Genomic DNA, 17,726 nt, shown 5'->3' on the forward strand with positions numbered 1-17,726 from the left:
CCTAGAAAAACTTTGAATTGGAATACACCTGAAAATGAAATACGGGCGCTTGTGCGCTAGATTCTTGAACCTACCATGAATAATAAAATAGAAAGCTATGAAAATCATACATGATTTATATAACGCATCTGCTTCTCCACTACAACTAGAAGGAAATTACAAAATAAAGAGTATTCTGCTTGAGGGAGATTGGAATGAAGAAATTCAAAGATTTATTCAGAAAAATCAAATACTAGGTTTATATTATAATTATATGAAAGGCTCTAAAGCCTTAAATTTTAATTTTCTAGAGAGACTAAAAAATTTCGAATTATTGAATATTATTTCAACACCTATCGATGATCTAAGCCAAATTAAAGAATTTTCTGAATTGAAAGTTTTATCATTACAATGTCATATCAAAAAACCAGTAAATTTTTCTTTTCTCCAAAATTTAGAGAAATGTTATATACCTTGGTTAAAAGGTGGAGAATCTATATTTCAGTGTGAAAATATCAGATTTTTATCATTAGATTCTTTTCAATCCAAAATTCTGCCTAATACTTGGGAATTCGAAAAATTGGAACAATTAACAATGTATCGATCTGACTTTTCAAACTTATCTGCATTTAAAAATCTTCGTAAAATAAAAAAACTATCACTTTTTGATTGCAAAAAACTTAGAGACATTAACGATTTACGATTCTTGGAAAACATAGAATGGTTAGTCATAAATGGAAGTAAACAAATTGAAGATTTTGATTCAATTTCTAATCTTAAAAAATTAAAAGTCTTAGATCTTTCGAATACTGGCAAAATACCTTCCCTTGCATTTATTAACTCACTTTCAAATTTACAAGCATTCGCTTTCCCAGGTTCATCAACTTATATTGAAGATGGAAATCTTCAGCCCTTAACAAAATTAGCGAAACTATCAATGTTGATGTTTGCACAGAATAAAAATTACTCGCACAAGCTAATAAAGACTTGGAACTGGAATAATTTCAATTTACCTGATACATTGCTTAAGGAACAAACTAAAAAGCCACACTCCGCATAACTGCGGCTGACACGCATCGCTGCGGGATTCGCAAGCTCACCCTTGCTCGGTCTGCGACACATTGTCCTCCGTCACGCTTCTTGCTCCGCAAGAAGACGCGCCGACGCTAACGCCTCGGAGAGGCTCAGCTACGGACAACGTCGTGTAGCCTAGTTCGTTAATTGCAATTAGTTGATCAAAAGAAGAAAACGCGCAAATTTTTTTAAGAAGCTGTTGTCGATTTAAGCTTTGGAAGAGAACAATTTAAGCCTTTCTCTCCATTTAAGTGCAGTTTGTTATTTATGCTTTCTAAGAATTAAGAGAAAATTTGCGCTCACTTTTGTTGACCTTTCGACTAAACTCTTTTACTATAATAACTAACTGCAATTAACAGCGGCTTACCGCTCGCTCAGGACCTTTTCCACTTCGCCTCAGATTTCTGAAAAAATCTGGATCTCGTGGGGCCTTCGCTCGGCCTAAAGGCACATTTCGTGTCACGCTAACGCCTCTCTTCAAGAGGCTCAGCTACACGAAACGTCGGTAAGCCTAGTTCGTTATGCGAAATTTTCTTAAACTTATTGCCAAAGGTTAAAAAATGAAAATCTTCAAATTAATTATTTTATTTACCCTTACTCTATCTAATTGTTTCTACGGGATTATGAGGTTTGCTCCGACTGAGCATATAGAAGAAAACTTAGAAATCAATGATAAGAAGTATTCATTTATTAGTCCAAAAGATTATAAAAATCCGCCTTCATACTCTAAAAATGATATTATAGATAAATGGGGAAAACCGGATTATTCTGGTTTTCATGAAAATTGTAATTACATTACCTATCGGGATGGATTTAAATGGAATTTCATTACCATTGTCATACTTATTATTCCCATACCTATACTCATATTTCCTACTGGTTTTGATGAAAAAAAAATATACTTTCTAGATGACAAAAGTATGGCTTATAGCGAAAACTATAGAATAGATTCGCATTTCTTTGGATATTTATGCGATGATAGAAGCTGTCGATTACAGTTTGGCAAAACTTATCACTATAATGAAAATGAAGCTAAGTTAGCAAAATGCAAAACTTCTAAAAAAATTGATTCTCTCTAGGAAGTTTATTAGTTTATCAAAAAAATATCATTGGTCATTATTCAGAAAACTTCGCATAACAGCGACTTAACGCTACGCTTCGGGACAAGCCCTCGCTCGGGCTACGCCACATTCCTCTTCTGTCACTCGCTTGCATACGCAAGCTACGTGCCAGTCCCTAACGTCCCGTTCGGGACTCAGGGTCGAGGAACGTCGTTAAGTCTAGTTCGTTAGGCGAAATTGGATTAAATGATAACTAAAAATACAAGAAAAGGTACTACATTAATCTACTCACCAAGATTTCTCAATCAAGAGGTGATAAAAGTATATTTTTTTAGTATTACCGAAGACTTCGAAAAAGAACAAATCGGACTTCAGGACTATTTTAAGAAAATAAGTTCTGGCGAATTTGAATCTATGCAGGTAGATTATCATCGCATCATTCTTTGCTCAAATGAAAAGGATATTGATCTCTTCAGTGATTTGAATGAGTTCAAAAAGTATACGCTCAAAAATAAATTACCGCAGTCATTTATTTTTGAATCAAATCTTGAATCCATACGTGCATACAATAAGATTTCATTTATACTTCAGCGATGGGTATATCATTTTTTGGAAAAAAGGCAAAACAGCTATTATACTTGGTATAATAAAAGTAAAATATTCGATTACAGCGAAGATAAACTGGAAGATAGCAAAATATTCGAATATGCAAAAAAATATTCTCCTGCTAAGGCAATACTTTCGTTTTACGCACTTAGGTTATTTTGTTACTTTAAGGCTTGGATTCTAAGATTTCCAATTGCCATATCAGTATTTATTAAAGATTCCTTTCTTTTGTCTTTGGAATCATACAAAGTCTTCAAAGAAAAAGAATCCAAATATAACTGGCACAAAATGATTTCATTGGAAACTATATTTACAAAAAATAAACATGAAATTGAAAGAGAACGTAAGGTATTAGAAACAGAATATCAAAATAGTAAAAAAATATATTTAGAGTCCAATAAAACATTACTTACCTTAATTGTCTCTGCTTTGGCGGTGGTAGTTTCATTTATAATTTTCAAAATTGACAATCAATCTGACCGAAGTAATGCGCACGATTATAATCAGAAAATAGAAAATTACTTAAAACTAATTGGGGAAAAAGATGAAAAAATATATGAATTAATTCTGAAGAATGAGCAGCATCTAATGAAAGTTCACGATTTGGAAGTTGAGATAATTATTCTTAAGAAAAAGCTAACGAAATAACCCAACTTCGCCTAACAACGCCTTAACGCTTCGCTTCGGCACAAGGCCTCGCTCGGTCTGCGACACATAGGCTTCTGGCACTCCCCTTGCTTACGCAAGTGTCGTTCCAGTCCCTAACGTCCCGTTGGGACTCAGGGTCAGCCTACGTCGTTAAGGCTAGTTCGTTAGCCGAAATTCACAAATTGAAACAATAAAAAAGAATTTAAAACAATATGCCAAATTATCAATATACGGAAAATCAAAGGAGATTTTTTATGAAACTATTACTGCCACTTATTCTTTTCTTTATTGGTTGCGCAAGTATCCAAAAACAGCAAAATCCAATCATTGATATCAATCTAAAACTTCCTATTTCTATAGAGTGGAAACTCATTACGGATAAAAACGAACAAAACGAATCTTTAAAAGAATGGATTCCTAGCGATAAAGATATCCAAAACGTTGAATGGATCATCGTTAAGCAATCATTCAGAAATACAAGCTCCGCTTACGCTTTTCTAAATTCTGTTCTAAATCTTGCAAAATCAAAATGTACTGACATTTTAACAAATCCGCCGCAACAGATTGATTTAAACGATTACGAAAGTTATACCGCTAGATTTATGTGTTCTCAACAAATTGATAAAGACTATGGAACTATCACTGAAATGAGAGTTATTTCTGATAACTCAAAAATCTTTGTTGTTACTAGCGAACGAAGACTTCCTCCTACTACAAAAGCTGGGCAATACCAATTCAAAAATCCTATGGAAATCGTTGATTTTTCTAAAAAAAATAAAGAATCTACGGATTTTATTAGAAATTCGATCGAATTATGTAGTTCCAATTGCAATTAATTTATCATTTTTAATCTTAAATTCGAAAACTAAAAATGAGTCAAAAGTGAACTTCGGCTAACAGCAACTAACCGCTTCGCTTCGGGACGAGCCCTCGCTTGGGCTGCGCCACATAGGCTTCTGGCACTCCCCTTGCATCCGCAAGTGTCGTTCCAGTCCCTAACGTCCCGGCGGGACTCAGGGTCAGCCTACGTCGGTTAGTCTAGTTCGTTATGCGCAATATTTTAAAATTTAGTCGAAAATGAAAATAAAAGAAACCGATTTTACTCATAGGCAAGCAGTTCAATTTTTCAAACAGTTTGCAGAATCATTATTAGGAACTGGGCACCTCGAAACAAATGACTTTTATGATAAGGAAGTTTTAAATAAGAAAATATTAAAAATAGTTAGAAAATCAAATCTAAATCTAGTTATTGATCATAGAAACGAAATAAAAAAATTAGCAGAGCAATTTTCTGCTGATAATTATCTTGAAGTAAGTGTAATTTTTTATGCTTTATATTTCGAACATACATTGAATTATATTATCTTCCTCCAGCTTACTAAAGTAAAAAAAAGCAACGAAGTAATAAAAAATATTATTAAAAAAAGTAACATAGAAGAAAAATTAGGTTGGGTATTAGAACTAATTGGATTACCAAAAATTAACAGTAAATATAAAAAAGTAATAATATCGGTATCCAAAGAAAGAAATATTTTCATTCATTATAAGTGGCTTGAAGATACAATGGATTATAGGATAAATTTAAAAAATTTAACTAAATCAACCGAGATAAATAAAGCCATAACTTACTTAAAAAAATACGAATCTAAATTAAAGTTCAATGGAAATAAGAATATCTGGAAAAAAAGCCGAAAAAAAAGAATTAAAGGAAACTTGATTTAGATAATAAACATCTTGTATAAATCACAAAATAAACCTCTATCATAATAAGATTTTATAAGAAAATCTACAGTCAAAAAGAAATTTGAAGTCAAAAATGAGTAAAGATATTAGTCAGAATGAAATTGACAAAGTAATAAAACTTGAACCAACCAAAAGGTTAAAATATTCTATTTCAAAAATTATCGATCAGGCCGAATTATGGAGTTTAAAAAACAAAGATGGTTTTGTCGGCATGGGAGATGAATATGGAAATAATGGAATTCCATTCTGGCCTCATATTGTATATGCGAATAAATTTATCACCGACGATTGGTCAGATTGTAAACCAGAGAAAGTAAATTTATATGATTTTATTGAAAATTGGATTCCCGAGATGATAAAGGAGAATACTCAAGTGATAGTCTTTCCAACTTTGGAAATGAAAGGAATCCCATTACATCCGGAAACAATATTAAAAGCATTGTTGGCAGAAAAAAACAGGGTTGAATAACCCTAAAATACTGCGCATAACAGCGTGGAAACGCTGCGCTTCGGCACGAGGCCTCGCTTGGGCTGCGCCACATTTCCCTTCTGTCACTCGTTTGCATTCGCAAACTCCGTGCCAGTCCCTAACGTCCCGTCGGGACTCAGGGTCGGGAAACGTCGTCTCCACTAGTTCGTTATACGAAAGGCAGCAAAATCAATGCTAAATTTGAATAGGATATTTTATCAATATCTCCCGGAAAATAACATAAATATTGGTGAAACATATTCCGTAACTTTTGAAATTCTTTCGGATACACATTTTACAGATAATTTAGAGACAATCTTCAAAAAATTAAATGAAGTAAAATTTCCATTAATTTCATTCATTAACATTGAAGACAAAGTATTAATAGAACTTAAAAGGCCCAAACTAAATTTTTTTTCTCCATCAGAAGATCCGCTGATTTTTAAATTTAAATTTGAAGAAATTATAAAGGATTATGTAATCGGACTTTCTATTATTTCTAGAGGCATTTTTTTCCCATTCAGATTGGGTGGTTTGAAATTTGATTACGAACTTAAAGATTCAGAATTAGGAAAAATTGATATTAAAATTTTAGTAGATGGAATCAGACCCACTAAATACAAAAAAGCAGAAGGCAAAACAAAAAAAAAGATGCATTTGTATCATTTTATTTTTCCATTACTTTGGAGCTATTACAGGGAAAAATTAAAATGGGAGCAGATTCATTATTTCTATGGGAAAGCTCTTATATTGTTAAGTCAATATGACATTGTTGATAGATTTTTTGATGAAATTTTTATGTTGTTCTATAAAATCTTCGAGAACATATCTACTTTTGATATATTAAAGAAATCAAAACTTAGTAACGAATTAAAGGAATTGCAATCAGTTGTAGACATTTATATATCCGAAGATTATCTCAAATCAAATTTTAAAAATTTATATATCCTACGTTGTAAAGTGCTAGCGCACTCACAAAATGCAAAGCACGAACTTGCAACCTTTAACAATGTTCTTGAAATGAAAAAAATAGTAGATATTACGATTTCAAGATATTTTTTAACTGTCTTTTTAAATGATGAATCATTTAAAGGAATTAACCCGTCATCAGCAAGAATATAAAATTCCTGCTGCCCTTCGTATAACAGCGGGGAAACGCTTCGCTTCGGCACGAGGCCTCGCTTGGGCTACGCCACATTCCTCTCCGTCACGCTTCTCGCTCCGCAAGAAGTCGCGCCGACGCTAACGCCTACTACGTAGGCTCAGCTACGAGGAACGTCGTCTCCCCTAGTTCGTTATGCGAAAGTCACTAAATAAATATGAATAATAATAAAAAGTCTTTATTGAAAGCGATGATCGAAAAAGAAAACAAAGCTGAAAAGCCCTCAGACAAAATGAAATATCTAATTTCTGCAATTATCATTCCAATTTTTGTAATGTTATTTTCTTTAGGTTATTCAATATACCAAAATCAAAGAACAATCGAGCTTGAATCTATTTCCCAAATTTCTTTGCTTGATTCATCGACTGATCCCTTTTTTAAAGAAATAAAAATCTATAGAAATGATGAAGAACTTAGTAACATTTCAAGGATTGATTTTAGCATAACCAATATTGGACGCCTAGATATTACAAAAGAGGACATTGTTCGTCCGATCAGAATCATTTTCACTGACAATCCAAAAATATTTAGTGTCGTCATCAACTCGAAACAACCGAAAGATATGGAAATTTCACTTACTAAATCAGATTCGAGTATTGATTTTAACTTTGATCTAATGAATCCTAACGATAAATTTATATTTTCCGTTTATACCGATAAGCTAGTTTCAAATTTCTCAGCAACTGCCGGAATAAAAAATTTATCAGAACTTCGGATTAAAAAATTTGAGGAAAAAAATGATACAGAAAAAAAAACACAGCCATGGTATATTTGGCTTGGTTGGATTTTTGATTTCTTTTGGTTCCTATGTGTATTAATTTTCTTTAGAATAAGAAAACAGCTAATCAGATTTGAAAAGGAAAATAAAACAGTAGCAACGCTTGTCTCTCGACATCCGACATTTCAAAATTTAAAAGACTATCTTACAAGTAACCTCGATGCTATTTTTGTAGATAAAGATATCAAAAAACTAGAAAAAATTCTAAGTGAAAATGAAGGAAACTATGAACAGTCCAAGAAAGAATTAATTCTGTTCATAGAATCAGAAATAAGTGGTCAATTATACGGAAAGACTGCGTATTTCATTTTTCTAGTTTTATCAATTGGATTTGCAGTTTTCCTATATAAGTCAACATTATAATATAGTGACCTTCGCATAACAGCATGGAAACGCTGCGCTTCGGCACAAGGCCTCGCTTGGGCTACGCCACATTTCCCTTCTGTCACTCGTTTGCATTCGCAAACTCCGTGCCAGTCCCTAACGTCCCGTTAACGGGACTCAGGGTCGGGAAACGTCGTCTCCACTAGTTCGTTAATTGCAATTAGTTGATCAAAAGATTATAACGCGCAAATTTTTTTATGATTTTTGTGGTGCTTAAAGCTTTTAAAAAGACTCGGCGTGCAATATTAATTTGCATGTGTTATTAAGGATTTTAGCTTTTTAAGATTTAAGAGAAAAATTTGCGCTGGCTTGGATGAACCTTTCGACTAAACTTCATTACTATACGAACTAACTGCAATTAACAGCGGCTTACCGCTCGCTCAGGACCTTTTCCACTTCGCCTCAGATTTCTGAAAAAATCTGGATCTCGTGGGGCCTTCGCTCGGCCTAAAGGCACATTCCGTGTCACGCTAACGCCTCTAAAGAGGCTCAGCTACACGAAACGTCGGTAAGCCTAATTCGTTATACGCCATAATTTACAAATATAATATGAAAAAGGAACCAAAAAAATGGGGAAACCATTAACATTTTTTTCTAATTACAATTCATCTGAAAACAGGACAACTAATTATACACTTCTGCTTTTGAAACTTATTTATGAAGATAGTCCGACAAACTTTGGATATCTATTAAGCACGCTGACTAACGAAGAAACAGGATCTATGGTTGGTGTGAAATTCTTTCAACAGGAAAAAAAGAATAAGAGCATACCAGATGGAATTATACTACAAAAATCTTTTTCTATCTTTATAGAAACAAAAAACTTTGATTGGTTTTATGACGAGCAGATAGAAAACCACTTACAGGCTCTAAATGATGAATCTGCGAACGCAAAAATTTTGATTGCTTTAAGTAACTTTGAGTCAACGGATCTTTCAAAATTTGATAATATAAAAAATATAATCTCAACTAAATACAAAAATCAGCTGATCTTCCAAGCTCTCAATTTTGAGGATTTCATAATTGCCTTAGAATCCGACTTCATCCCCTCGAAATTCAAGGAACAAATAAGTGAATATAGGGATTACTTAAATGAAAACAATCTATTACCCACTTGGAAAAAGAAATTGGACGTAATTAATTGCTCAGGAATTCCTGAAGAAATTCTCGAAGGTAATGTTTACTTATGTCCTGCAATTGGAGGTTCATACTCTCATCAAAGATGTAAATATTTCGGAATGTACATTGAAAAAACAGTTAAAATAATTTCCGAAATCAAAGCAGTAATTGATGTAAATAGTGCGGATTCTATTAACATCAAATGGATAAATAACGACGAAAAGGTAGAAAATTTAAAAGATTTAGCTTTAGCGAAAGCAAACTATTATCGTCAATCGGAATTACCAGTTAGAGTTTTTCTACTAGATAGATTATTTGAATGTAATTTCGCGAAGGACAGTCCAGGAGGTATACAATATAGTAAAACTTACTTTGATATTTCTAAACTAAATTTCAGTAATACCGAAGAATTAGCTAAGGAACTCAGTTCTAAAAAATGGTCAGATTTCAATCACTAAATTACGGCGTATAACAGCGTGTAAACGCTGCGCTTCGGCACTTGCGGCCTCGCTTGGGCTGTGCCACATTCCCCTTCTGTCACTCGTTTGCATTCGCAAACTCCGTGCCAGTCCCTAACGTCCCGCTGGGACTCAGGGTCGGGGAACGTTGTTTACACTAGTTCGTTATGCGCAAGTTTGGAAATTTAATATTTAGGAATGATAAACTAAAAAAAATGAAAGTATACGAAAATATCCAACTGTTTAATTACAAAAATTAAAAAACAATAAATTCATGAATCAATTATTACCTAATGAAATTGGAATTCTAAATCAAATAAGCAGTAGATTTAGACCCAAAACCGATATAATTTATGATGATTTATACAATTTAACAACAGCCTACAAGAATTTAAATATCGAAAACAGAAAAATATTTAGAGAAAGCTTACCAACAAATATTAAAAAAAAGCTTCTTGGCTTCAGCGGATTTTTAGCAGAATATGCAATATTCAAAACAGAAAGTAAGTATATTTCCGCTGCGCTACTTTTTCACTGTATAGAAGATTTTTCTATCGATCCAAGAGAAAATATAAGATACCTAATCTTAATAAATCATTCTTCTAACCTTCTAGGGTATGAATTTAAAAAATTCATACTTGCCGAAATTAATAATTGTTCAGACGAAGCAAAAAAATATTTTATAGAATTTATGAAGCGAGACAAATCGCTAAATTCACTTGATAAATTTGAAATGCAACTAATGGAAATTGATAATTTTCCAATTTACACAATGAAAAAGTAATCTAGTATTTCTCAAATTGTAATGAATTTCTTTAATTATTTAAATTTCTGAAAATGGAAAGAAATTAATTATCTTAAAAATGTAGAAATGATTAAAACTCCAAACCAGCGCATAACAGCGCCTTAACGCTTCGCTTCGGCACAAGGCCTCGCTCGGTCTGCGACACATAGGCTTCTGGCACTCCCCTTGCTTACGCAAGTGTCGTTCCAGTCCCTAACGTCCCGTTCGGGACTCAGGGTCAGCCTACGTCGTTAAGGCTAGTTCGTTAGCCGAAATCGCAAAATTTTAATTTAAAAAGGAAATAAAATGGAAACACTCTCATTAATTGCTGATATCTTAGGAATAGCAGGTTTTTTTATGTCTGCAGGCACCATCTATCACCTAAAAAAAAATAATACGAACAATGTAAAAGCTAAACAAACTGTATTAGGAAAAAACAATCAACAAACAATAAAGGTTAGTAACAATGACTAATCAGCGTCAATTTGCATTCGGTACAAAAATAAATCAGTATATTTTAAACTTGCATGAAGACATACTTTTAATATCAGCAGAAGAGCTAGAAATAATGCTCGGATTTATAGTTTCTAGCGATAATTCTGAAGAAGCTGAATTAGCTACTTACATCCCCAATTTAGAAGAAAAAAATATTTTAAACGGAGTTTCAAAAGTTACTTATCAGGAAATAAAAGAGAGTACTAAATACTTCGACCTAATAGATGATTATTTTAGATCAGATACCTCCGGAAAATTATTAAAGCTATATAAAGCTGCTAAAAAAATTCTACAAACTTCATATGGTTCAAAATTTAACAGAAATTTACCCGGTTTTTTAGAAGCATTTGTAACCAAATACAAGACAAATGATCCTTCTATATCAATCGAATACATTGAAAAAATGCTTATTTTTTTACACTATATGTACTCATCTTGTGATCTTGGTGAAAAGCCATGATTAAAATCGAAAGATACTTTAATTTTAAAGAAAATCCTATAACTTTGGCCGGAGAAATTGGTTTGTCTCTAAAATTTAATTCTCAAATTAATATGAACGAACTAATTCTAGACTTTAGTAAAAGATATCCAACAAGTTTTGAAAGCCTTTTTAATGAAGCAATAATTCTTCTATATTCGCTTGGTAAAATTGAATACGATGCCCAAAGTGATACTCTAAAATATATATCATGAAAATACTAAAAATTGAATCCACTTTCAAAACTTTTAGAACTATACCTTTTGACGATCACTTTACAGTAATTGCAGGTGATTCTAAAAAAAATAAAAAATCGAGATCTCATAATCTAGGAAAATCTACTATAATTGGAATAATTGATTTCGTTCTATTTAATGGCAGTGGAAGATTATTAACTAAAATAAAAAAAATAGATAAGGACTGCATTTTTAAATTAAGTTTAAAAACCGAAAATGGATCCACAATTTATCAAAGAGGCTTTTCAAGACGAAAACCAGGTGAAGCAAAATCCATCAATACGACCGTATCATATGAATTTTTCATTAGAAAGCAAGGTGAATTTACAGAAGAATTCAGAAAGCCAACATATTTAGGAAAAGATTATACCTGGAAACCATTAATATTTGGCTTGCTAGGCTTTGATCAAAATCTTTTAGATCAAAAATTACGCTTATCTTCAGAAATCGATGATTATGATAAATTAATTAAAATTCATAAAAAAACATCAATATCGGATCAAAACAAAAATCAATATTTAGAAAGTCTAATCAAAGAAAAAGATCAACTGAATTTAAATTTAAATAAAATTGATCTTCTAAAATCTGATCTTAACGATATAAAGAAAATAGTAACAGATTTAGATAAAAAAATTGGAATTTTAAAAAATGAAATTTATTTTCATTCAAAAGAAAAGCAAAGAATTGAAGATTCATTACATAGATCTAAGTCTTTAATTACAAACACTATAGATATTGCAAAAATATTCGAGGAAATAAACATTTACTTTGGAAATGAAATAAAGAAAGATATTTCCGAAATAAAGGAATTTCAATCAAAACTAATCATCAATAGAACAAAAGTATTAAATGAATTACTTAAAAATTGCACTAATATAATAAATGAAAAAAACAAAGAAATCGAAAACCTGAATAGTCACAGAAATTTAAGTTTTAAGAATTTACTGGAAGATGAATCGGAAAAAAAATATAAAGATATCTTTTCAAAAATACTACTAATTGAAAAAGAAATTTCCTCAATTGAACAAAGTACGACTAAAATGAGTATTCAGGAATTGGAATCAACTAGAGCATTATTAGTCACAGAACATTTGGCACTATCAGCAAAACTCTCTAAAACCATTGATGATATAAACAATACATTCAATTCCATTAATTCAATATATAAAAAAATTATGAAAGATACTATGAATATAAATGCTGAAATAAAGATTATAAAAAATTCAACAGGCAATGTTGAATTCAGAACCAAATCCTACAAAAATAACAAGGAGACTCAAGAATTAGAAGGATCTACCGCAAAAAAAATATCATGTGCAGCAGTAGATTTAGCTATACGTTCATTTTATAAAGAGGATTCAGGTTTTATAATACATGATGGAATTATCGACGATATAGATAAGAATGCAGCTACCGAATATATTAAAGTTGTAAAAAAACTTTCCATACAATATAACTTTCAATATATTCTTTTGGCAATCAAGGACAAATTACCCAGTAATATAAATGCATCCGATATTAAAATAGAGCTAAACGATTATACACCAGCAGGCCTCCTTTTTGGTAGAAAATATTAAGATAGAATAAGAGCGACTTCGGCTAACAGCGACTAACCGCTTCACTTCGGGACTTGCGCCCTCGTTCGGTCTTCGACACATAGGCTTTTGTCACTCCTCTTGCTTACGCAAGCGTCGCGCCACTCCCTAACGTCCCTTCCAGGGACTCAGGGTCAGCCTACGTCGGTTAGTCTAGTTCGTTAATTGCAATTAGTTGATCAAAAGAAGAAAGCGCGCAAATTTTTTTAGGAAGCTGTTGTCGATTTAAGCTTTGGAAGAGAACAATTTAAGCTTTTCTCTCCACGCAAGTGCAGTTTGTTATTTATGCTTTATAAGAATTAAGAGAAAATTTGCGCTGACTTGGATGAACCTTTCGACTTAAATATTTTACTATACTAACTAACTGCAATTAACAGCGGCTTACCGCTCGCTCAGGGCCTTATCCACTTCGCCTCAGATTTCTGAAAAAATCTGGATCTCGTGGGGCCTTCGCTCGGCCTAAAGGCACATTTCGTGTTACGCTAACGCCTCTAAAGAGGCTCAGCTACACGAAACGTCGGTAAGCCTAATTCGTTAGCCGAAATGCTAAATTGAAATTTAATATTAATTGGAGATAATGATCATGAAATCGACTTTTATTGAGAAATTGATAGATTGGAAAGAATTTGAACTTTTTATAAAAAAACTTTATGAACAGGACGAAAGTTTAGAAGCTGAGCACGATGTAATGCTTATAGGAAAGTCTGGAGCAAGAAGACAGATTGATGTTTTAATTACTCAAAAGACAAAACTTCATGAATATAAAACCATTATCGAATGCAAACGCTGGAAGGAAAAAGTAGATCGAAGTAGAGTAGATATTCTTTATGCATCAATTGAAGATTTAAACGCATCAAAAGGAGTTATATTTACGACTACTGGTTTCGAAGAAGGAGCAGAATTATATGCACAATCAAAGAATATTGACCTATTTATAGTAAGAGATCTAACACCAGAAGAATGGGGGCTACCAGGAAGGGAAATTCATTTTTATCTTCAAACTTTTTGCGCTAAACTTATAAACTTACAATTCCCTAATGCACAAATGATTCCAATAGTCGAAAATTATCCCAAAAATCTCGATATTAAAATTATCGTAGAAAAAGAGCAAAAATATGATGATTCACAATTGCTATACTCTAAAGCAGACGGAAAAAAAGGGCTAAATCTAGTTTCGTTACTTATTGATAAACAAAACGAAATAGTTGGAAAAATCTCAAACGGAATAGGTTTAATAGGCGAAGGAAAAATTGATGAAGAATTAGTTATTACCAGTGAAATAGAAATAAGTTTTGAGAATTATGAATTTAATCAATTAAGATACCCCTATGGAATAGTAACGCTAAATAAAATGAAGGCAACGCTGATAACACATGTCTCACAAAAAACATTTCACTTTGATAGAGGAGAAAAAATAGATATTGCTCTAACAATAGAAAATTATATCAGAAAACAAAAATATGTAGCCTTTCAAAGAAACGAAGATACTAATATAGAAATTACTGAAAATCTCATGGACAAACTAACGAAAGAAAAAATCGCTCATGGAGAAGTGCTTCAGAATAATTCAATATTAAAAGTATTCCTTGCGCCATATGTTGATTTCACGATTACAGGAAAAGAAAAAAGCGCAACTACGGAAACTATAAAAGTAGAACTTTATAATTCGAAATAGCACTTCGGCTAACAGCGACTTACCGCTACGCTTCGGCACAAGGCCTCGCTCGGCCTTCGGCAAATTCCCCTTCTGGCATTCGCCTTGCTTACGCAAGCTACATGCCAGTCCCTAACGTCCCGTTCCGGGACTCAGGGTCGGGGAACTTCGGTAAGTCTAATTCGTTATGCGAAATTGGCTTCAAATCTTTACCATAACATTTTTAAAATATAGGATAACAAAACAATGACAGAGTTTAATATATTGCAACCAAACCATCTATCTCTTGCCAATCGAATCAAAAACGGAGATATTATCTTATTTACTGGCGCTGGTTTCAGTCTAGGTGCAACAAATTACCAAGGAAATAGCATACCAAGCGTTACTGAATTTAAAAAACATTTAATTAAAGACGTGTTAGCAATACAAGATGAAACCTCCTCTCAATTTTCCGAATTATTTTCGCTAGATTTATCTTCTCTATCAGATTATTGCGAGGAAGAAAACAGAACTAGATATCTAGCTTGCGTAACAAACCATTTTGATACTAAATTTGCAGCAGATTTTCATCTTAAACTACTAAATTTACCGTGGAAAAAAATCTATACCTTAAATGTTGACAATTTAATTGAAGTTTCATTACGAAAAAACAGAAAACAATTTACAGTAATCGATGATACAGAAAGCAAATTTATTGCTAGAGACAACATTGAGTTAATCAAACTACATGGTAATGTACAGAATCAAACTAGCAGACTGATATTCTCAAAACTTTCATACAAGAAATCATCGGCGGGATTAATAAAAGACTATAGAATCAATAGCCTCATGGAAGATTTCAAAAGAGACAATATTCTAATTATTGGAGCATCTCTTACAGATGAACTTGATATCGACCTCGAACTCCTTAAACATGGAAATTTTTTAATGTCAAAAATTTATTACTTAGCACCAACAATTTCTGAATTACAAAGAAAAATGCTAATAAAAAAATACAACAATATCGAATTTATAACCGAAACCTCAGAAACCTTTTGCAAAAAACTTAACGCTTATTACGAAAATTTTAACGAAAAATTAGCTAAATCATCTATACAACTAGATTCTGTTTTAAACAACAAAAACTTTATATTAATAGACGAAACTATAAAAAAAGAAAATTATCTAAACCCAAACCTATATATAGGAGGGCATCCTAGATGGGTTGATGTATTTACTGATCATGACGTAATTACTAAATTGATTAAAACTAATTTAACTGAAATTGAGGAGAATATAGAAAGCTTTCAATGTTATATAATTTCGGGAAAGTCATTATCGGGAAAAAGTTTATTTTTAAAACAAATCGGAAAATACTTCCATAAAAATTACTATGTTATAGATTATCGAGGAACTGACATATTAACCGATTTGGAGATCTTGATAAAAAAATATAACCAAACCAACAAAGACAAAAAAATAATTATACTAATTGATAATGCTGCTTGGGTGCTTAACATATTAAAAAATTTAATTAAAAGCAAAAACCAAGAGAATATCAAAATTATCTTTTGCGTAAGATCAAGTATCTTGCACAGAAAATCATACTTATTTGATAATATTCAAGATTTTAAAAAATCAGTAAAGATCATAGAAATTTCTGGCAAATTTGACCTTGATGACTCAACTCAATTTATAAAAAAATTGAAGGAAAAATCCTACTTAGGAAAATACGCTAATATATCTCTCGAAGAAGCTGCAAAACATTTTTTAAATACATACAATAGGCACGACATATTAATATGTCTATATGAATTTAGTCAGGGAGAAAAATTTAAAGAAAGAATCGATAAATTTCTAACATGGGTTGCAAAATGCGAATCAAGAACTCTATACAAAATAATCTTACTATTATACATACTTGAAGAATTTGGCGACCTTTCTTTAAAAACAAATTTCTTTGCTACAATGATCAGCAACTCAATCGATTTTACATCATATGAAGCGGAACTTCACGAGATAACAAATTTTTCACTCATGCAAGGAAACGATTTTGATGATAATCTAAGTGAAATCAAAAGTAGATCGCCAGAATTATTAAATAGCATTGTAAATAAAATCAGTCATGAGACAAGACAAGAATTGATCATTGAATTATTAAAGGATATCGCAACAAACTACTACAACAACTTAAAAAATTCCAAAACATATGAAGCTCAAGTATTCTATCATCTGATAAGATCACAGAATTTGAGAGTTATATTTCGTAAAAAAAATTCCTCGGAAATAGATTGGAAATCTTTGTTTACTATATATAAAGAAACACATAAATATTTCGAAGATATTCACCTGTATTGGCTTCATAGAGCAATATCAGAGATAAAGCATAACCTATTTAAAGATGCAGAAATTCACCTAGACCAGGCGAAAAAATTAAGAGGAAATCAATCATTTGAAATTGAACACACAGAAGCAATCCTCTTCCTTGAAAGATCTATCAACGAAGAAGGGATATCAAAAACAACTAGAAACGAATATTTCAAAAAAGCTGAACATATTTTACTGAATCAGATCAAAAAGATTGATATACACAATGACGCATATGCGATTCATTCTTACGTAATTAAATCTTGTACCTACTTCACAAAGCACAAAACAGAAATTTCAAATTCTAGTTGCAAAGAAATGATTCAACTTTATAAAAAGTCAAAAAATGCATATGGATTTCAATCAGTTCTCGTAAGAAACATGTTAAAAACGATTCATCATTTCCTAAACACAAAAAATTTGTCAAATTTACTTACCCTCGATCAAGAGGAATTCAAAATTTTGAATAATAAATCCAATAATGAAGAAATTATTGAAAGTATAGATTTATTATAAAACAGCCAACTTCGCATAACAGCGCCTTAACGCTTCGCTTCGGGACTAGCCCTCGCTCGGTCTTCGACACATAGGCTTCTGGCACTCCCCTTGCTTACGCAAGTGTCGTTCCAGTCCCTAACGTCCCGTTGGGACTCAGGG

Annotated in this window: 16 protein-coding genes; all 16 read left to right on the forward strand. The window is 32.1% G+C overall.

Annotated features, from left to right (window positions below):
* The first annotated feature begins 97 nt into the window (after positions 1–97).
* The 16 genes from JWG40_RS10465 (at position 98) to JWG40_RS10540 (ending at position 17,585) form a co-directional block, all read left to right on the forward strand.
* Positions 98–1,039 carry a leucine-rich repeat domain-containing protein gene (locus tag JWG40_RS10465; protein WP_205285757.1) on the forward strand — a complete coding sequence of 314 codons (942 nt, stop codon included), beginning with the start codon at positions 98–100 and terminating at the stop codon, positions 1,037–1,039.
* 574 nt (positions 1,040–1,613) lie between these two features.
* The gene (locus tag JWG40_RS10470) at positions 1,614–2,132 is read left to right on the forward strand and encodes a hypothetical protein (RefSeq protein ID WP_205285758.1); all 519 of its coding nucleotides are present in this window, start codon (positions 1,614–1,616) and stop codon (positions 2,130–2,132) included.
* A 228-nt stretch (positions 2,133–2,360) separates the two neighbouring features.
* A complete protein-coding gene (locus JWG40_RS10475; protein WP_205285759.1) occupies positions 2,361–3,368 on the forward strand; it encodes a hypothetical protein in 1,008 nt (335 codons plus the stop codon).
* A gap of 254 nt (positions 3,369–3,622) precedes the next feature.
* Positions 3,623–4,204, forward strand: coding sequence for a hypothetical protein (locus tag JWG40_RS10480; protein ID WP_205285760.1), 582 nt, complete (start codon positions 3,623–3,625; stop codon positions 4,202–4,204).
* 241 nt (positions 4,205–4,445) lie between these two features.
* Positions 4,446–5,090: a hypothetical protein gene (locus tag JWG40_RS10485; protein ID WP_205285761.1), complete on the forward strand. Its 645-nt coding sequence runs from the start codon at positions 4,446–4,448 to the stop codon at positions 5,088–5,090.
* 94 nt (positions 5,091–5,184) lie between these two features.
* Positions 5,185–5,580: a DUF2750 domain-containing protein gene (locus JWG40_RS10490; protein WP_205285762.1), complete on the forward strand. Its 396-nt coding sequence runs from the start codon at positions 5,185–5,187 to the stop codon at positions 5,578–5,580.
* A 201-nt stretch (positions 5,581–5,781) separates the two neighbouring features.
* On the forward strand, positions 5,782–6,702 hold the full coding sequence (locus JWG40_RS10495; protein WP_205285763.1) for a hypothetical protein: 921 nt from the start codon (positions 5,782–5,784) through the stop codon (positions 6,700–6,702).
* A gap of 197 nt (positions 6,703–6,899) precedes the next feature.
* On the forward strand, positions 6,900–7,883 hold the full coding sequence (locus JWG40_RS10500; protein ID WP_205285764.1) for a hypothetical protein: 984 nt from the start codon (positions 6,900–6,902) through the stop codon (positions 7,881–7,883).
* A gap of 590 nt (positions 7,884–8,473) precedes the next feature.
* On the forward strand, positions 8,474–9,481 hold the full coding sequence (locus JWG40_RS10505; RefSeq protein WP_205285765.1) for a hypothetical protein: 1,008 nt from the start codon (positions 8,474–8,476) through the stop codon (positions 9,479–9,481).
* 274 nt (positions 9,482–9,755) lie between these two features.
* Positions 9,756–10,265, forward strand: a complete 510-nt coding sequence (locus tag JWG40_RS10510) for a hypothetical protein (protein ID WP_205285766.1) — start codon at positions 9,756–9,758, stop codon at positions 10,263–10,265.
* Between the two features lie 306 nt (positions 10,266–10,571).
* Positions 10,572–10,739, forward strand: a complete 168-nt coding sequence (locus tag JWG40_RS10515; protein WP_205285767.1) for a hypothetical protein — start codon at positions 10,572–10,574, stop codon at positions 10,737–10,739.
* Positions 10,732–11,220, forward strand: a complete 489-nt coding sequence (locus JWG40_RS10520) for a hypothetical protein (RefSeq protein WP_205285768.1) — start codon at positions 10,732–10,734, stop codon at positions 11,218–11,220. The genes JWG40_RS10515 and JWG40_RS10520 overlap by 8 nt, the downstream gene beginning before the upstream one ends.
* On the forward strand, positions 11,217–11,453 hold the full coding sequence (locus JWG40_RS10525; protein WP_205285769.1) for an ABC-three component system middle component 8: 237 nt from the start codon (positions 11,217–11,219) through the stop codon (positions 11,451–11,453). The genes JWG40_RS10520 and JWG40_RS10525 overlap by 4 nt, the downstream gene beginning before the upstream one ends.
* Positions 11,450–13,051 carry a DUF2326 domain-containing protein gene (locus tag JWG40_RS10530; RefSeq protein WP_205285770.1) on the forward strand — a complete coding sequence of 534 codons (1,602 nt, stop codon included), beginning with the start codon at positions 11,450–11,452 and terminating at the stop codon, positions 13,049–13,051. Before JWG40_RS10525 ends, JWG40_RS10530 begins: the two co-directional genes overlap by 4 nt.
* Before the next feature lie 601 nt (positions 13,052–13,652).
* Positions 13,653–14,744, forward strand: coding sequence for a restriction endonuclease (locus tag JWG40_RS10535; protein WP_205285771.1), 1,092 nt, complete (start codon positions 13,653–13,655; stop codon positions 14,742–14,744).
* Between the two features lie 225 nt (positions 14,745–14,969).
* Positions 14,970–17,585, forward strand: coding sequence for an SIR2 family protein (locus JWG40_RS10540; protein ID WP_205285772.1), 2,616 nt, complete (start codon positions 14,970–14,972; stop codon positions 17,583–17,585).
* The last annotated feature ends 141 nt before the right edge of the window (positions 17,586–17,726 follow it).

Source organism: Leptospira abararensis, from assembly GCF_016918735.1.
Classification (GTDB): domain Bacteria; phylum Spirochaetota; class Leptospiria; order Leptospirales; family Leptospiraceae; genus Leptospira_A; species Leptospira_A abararensis.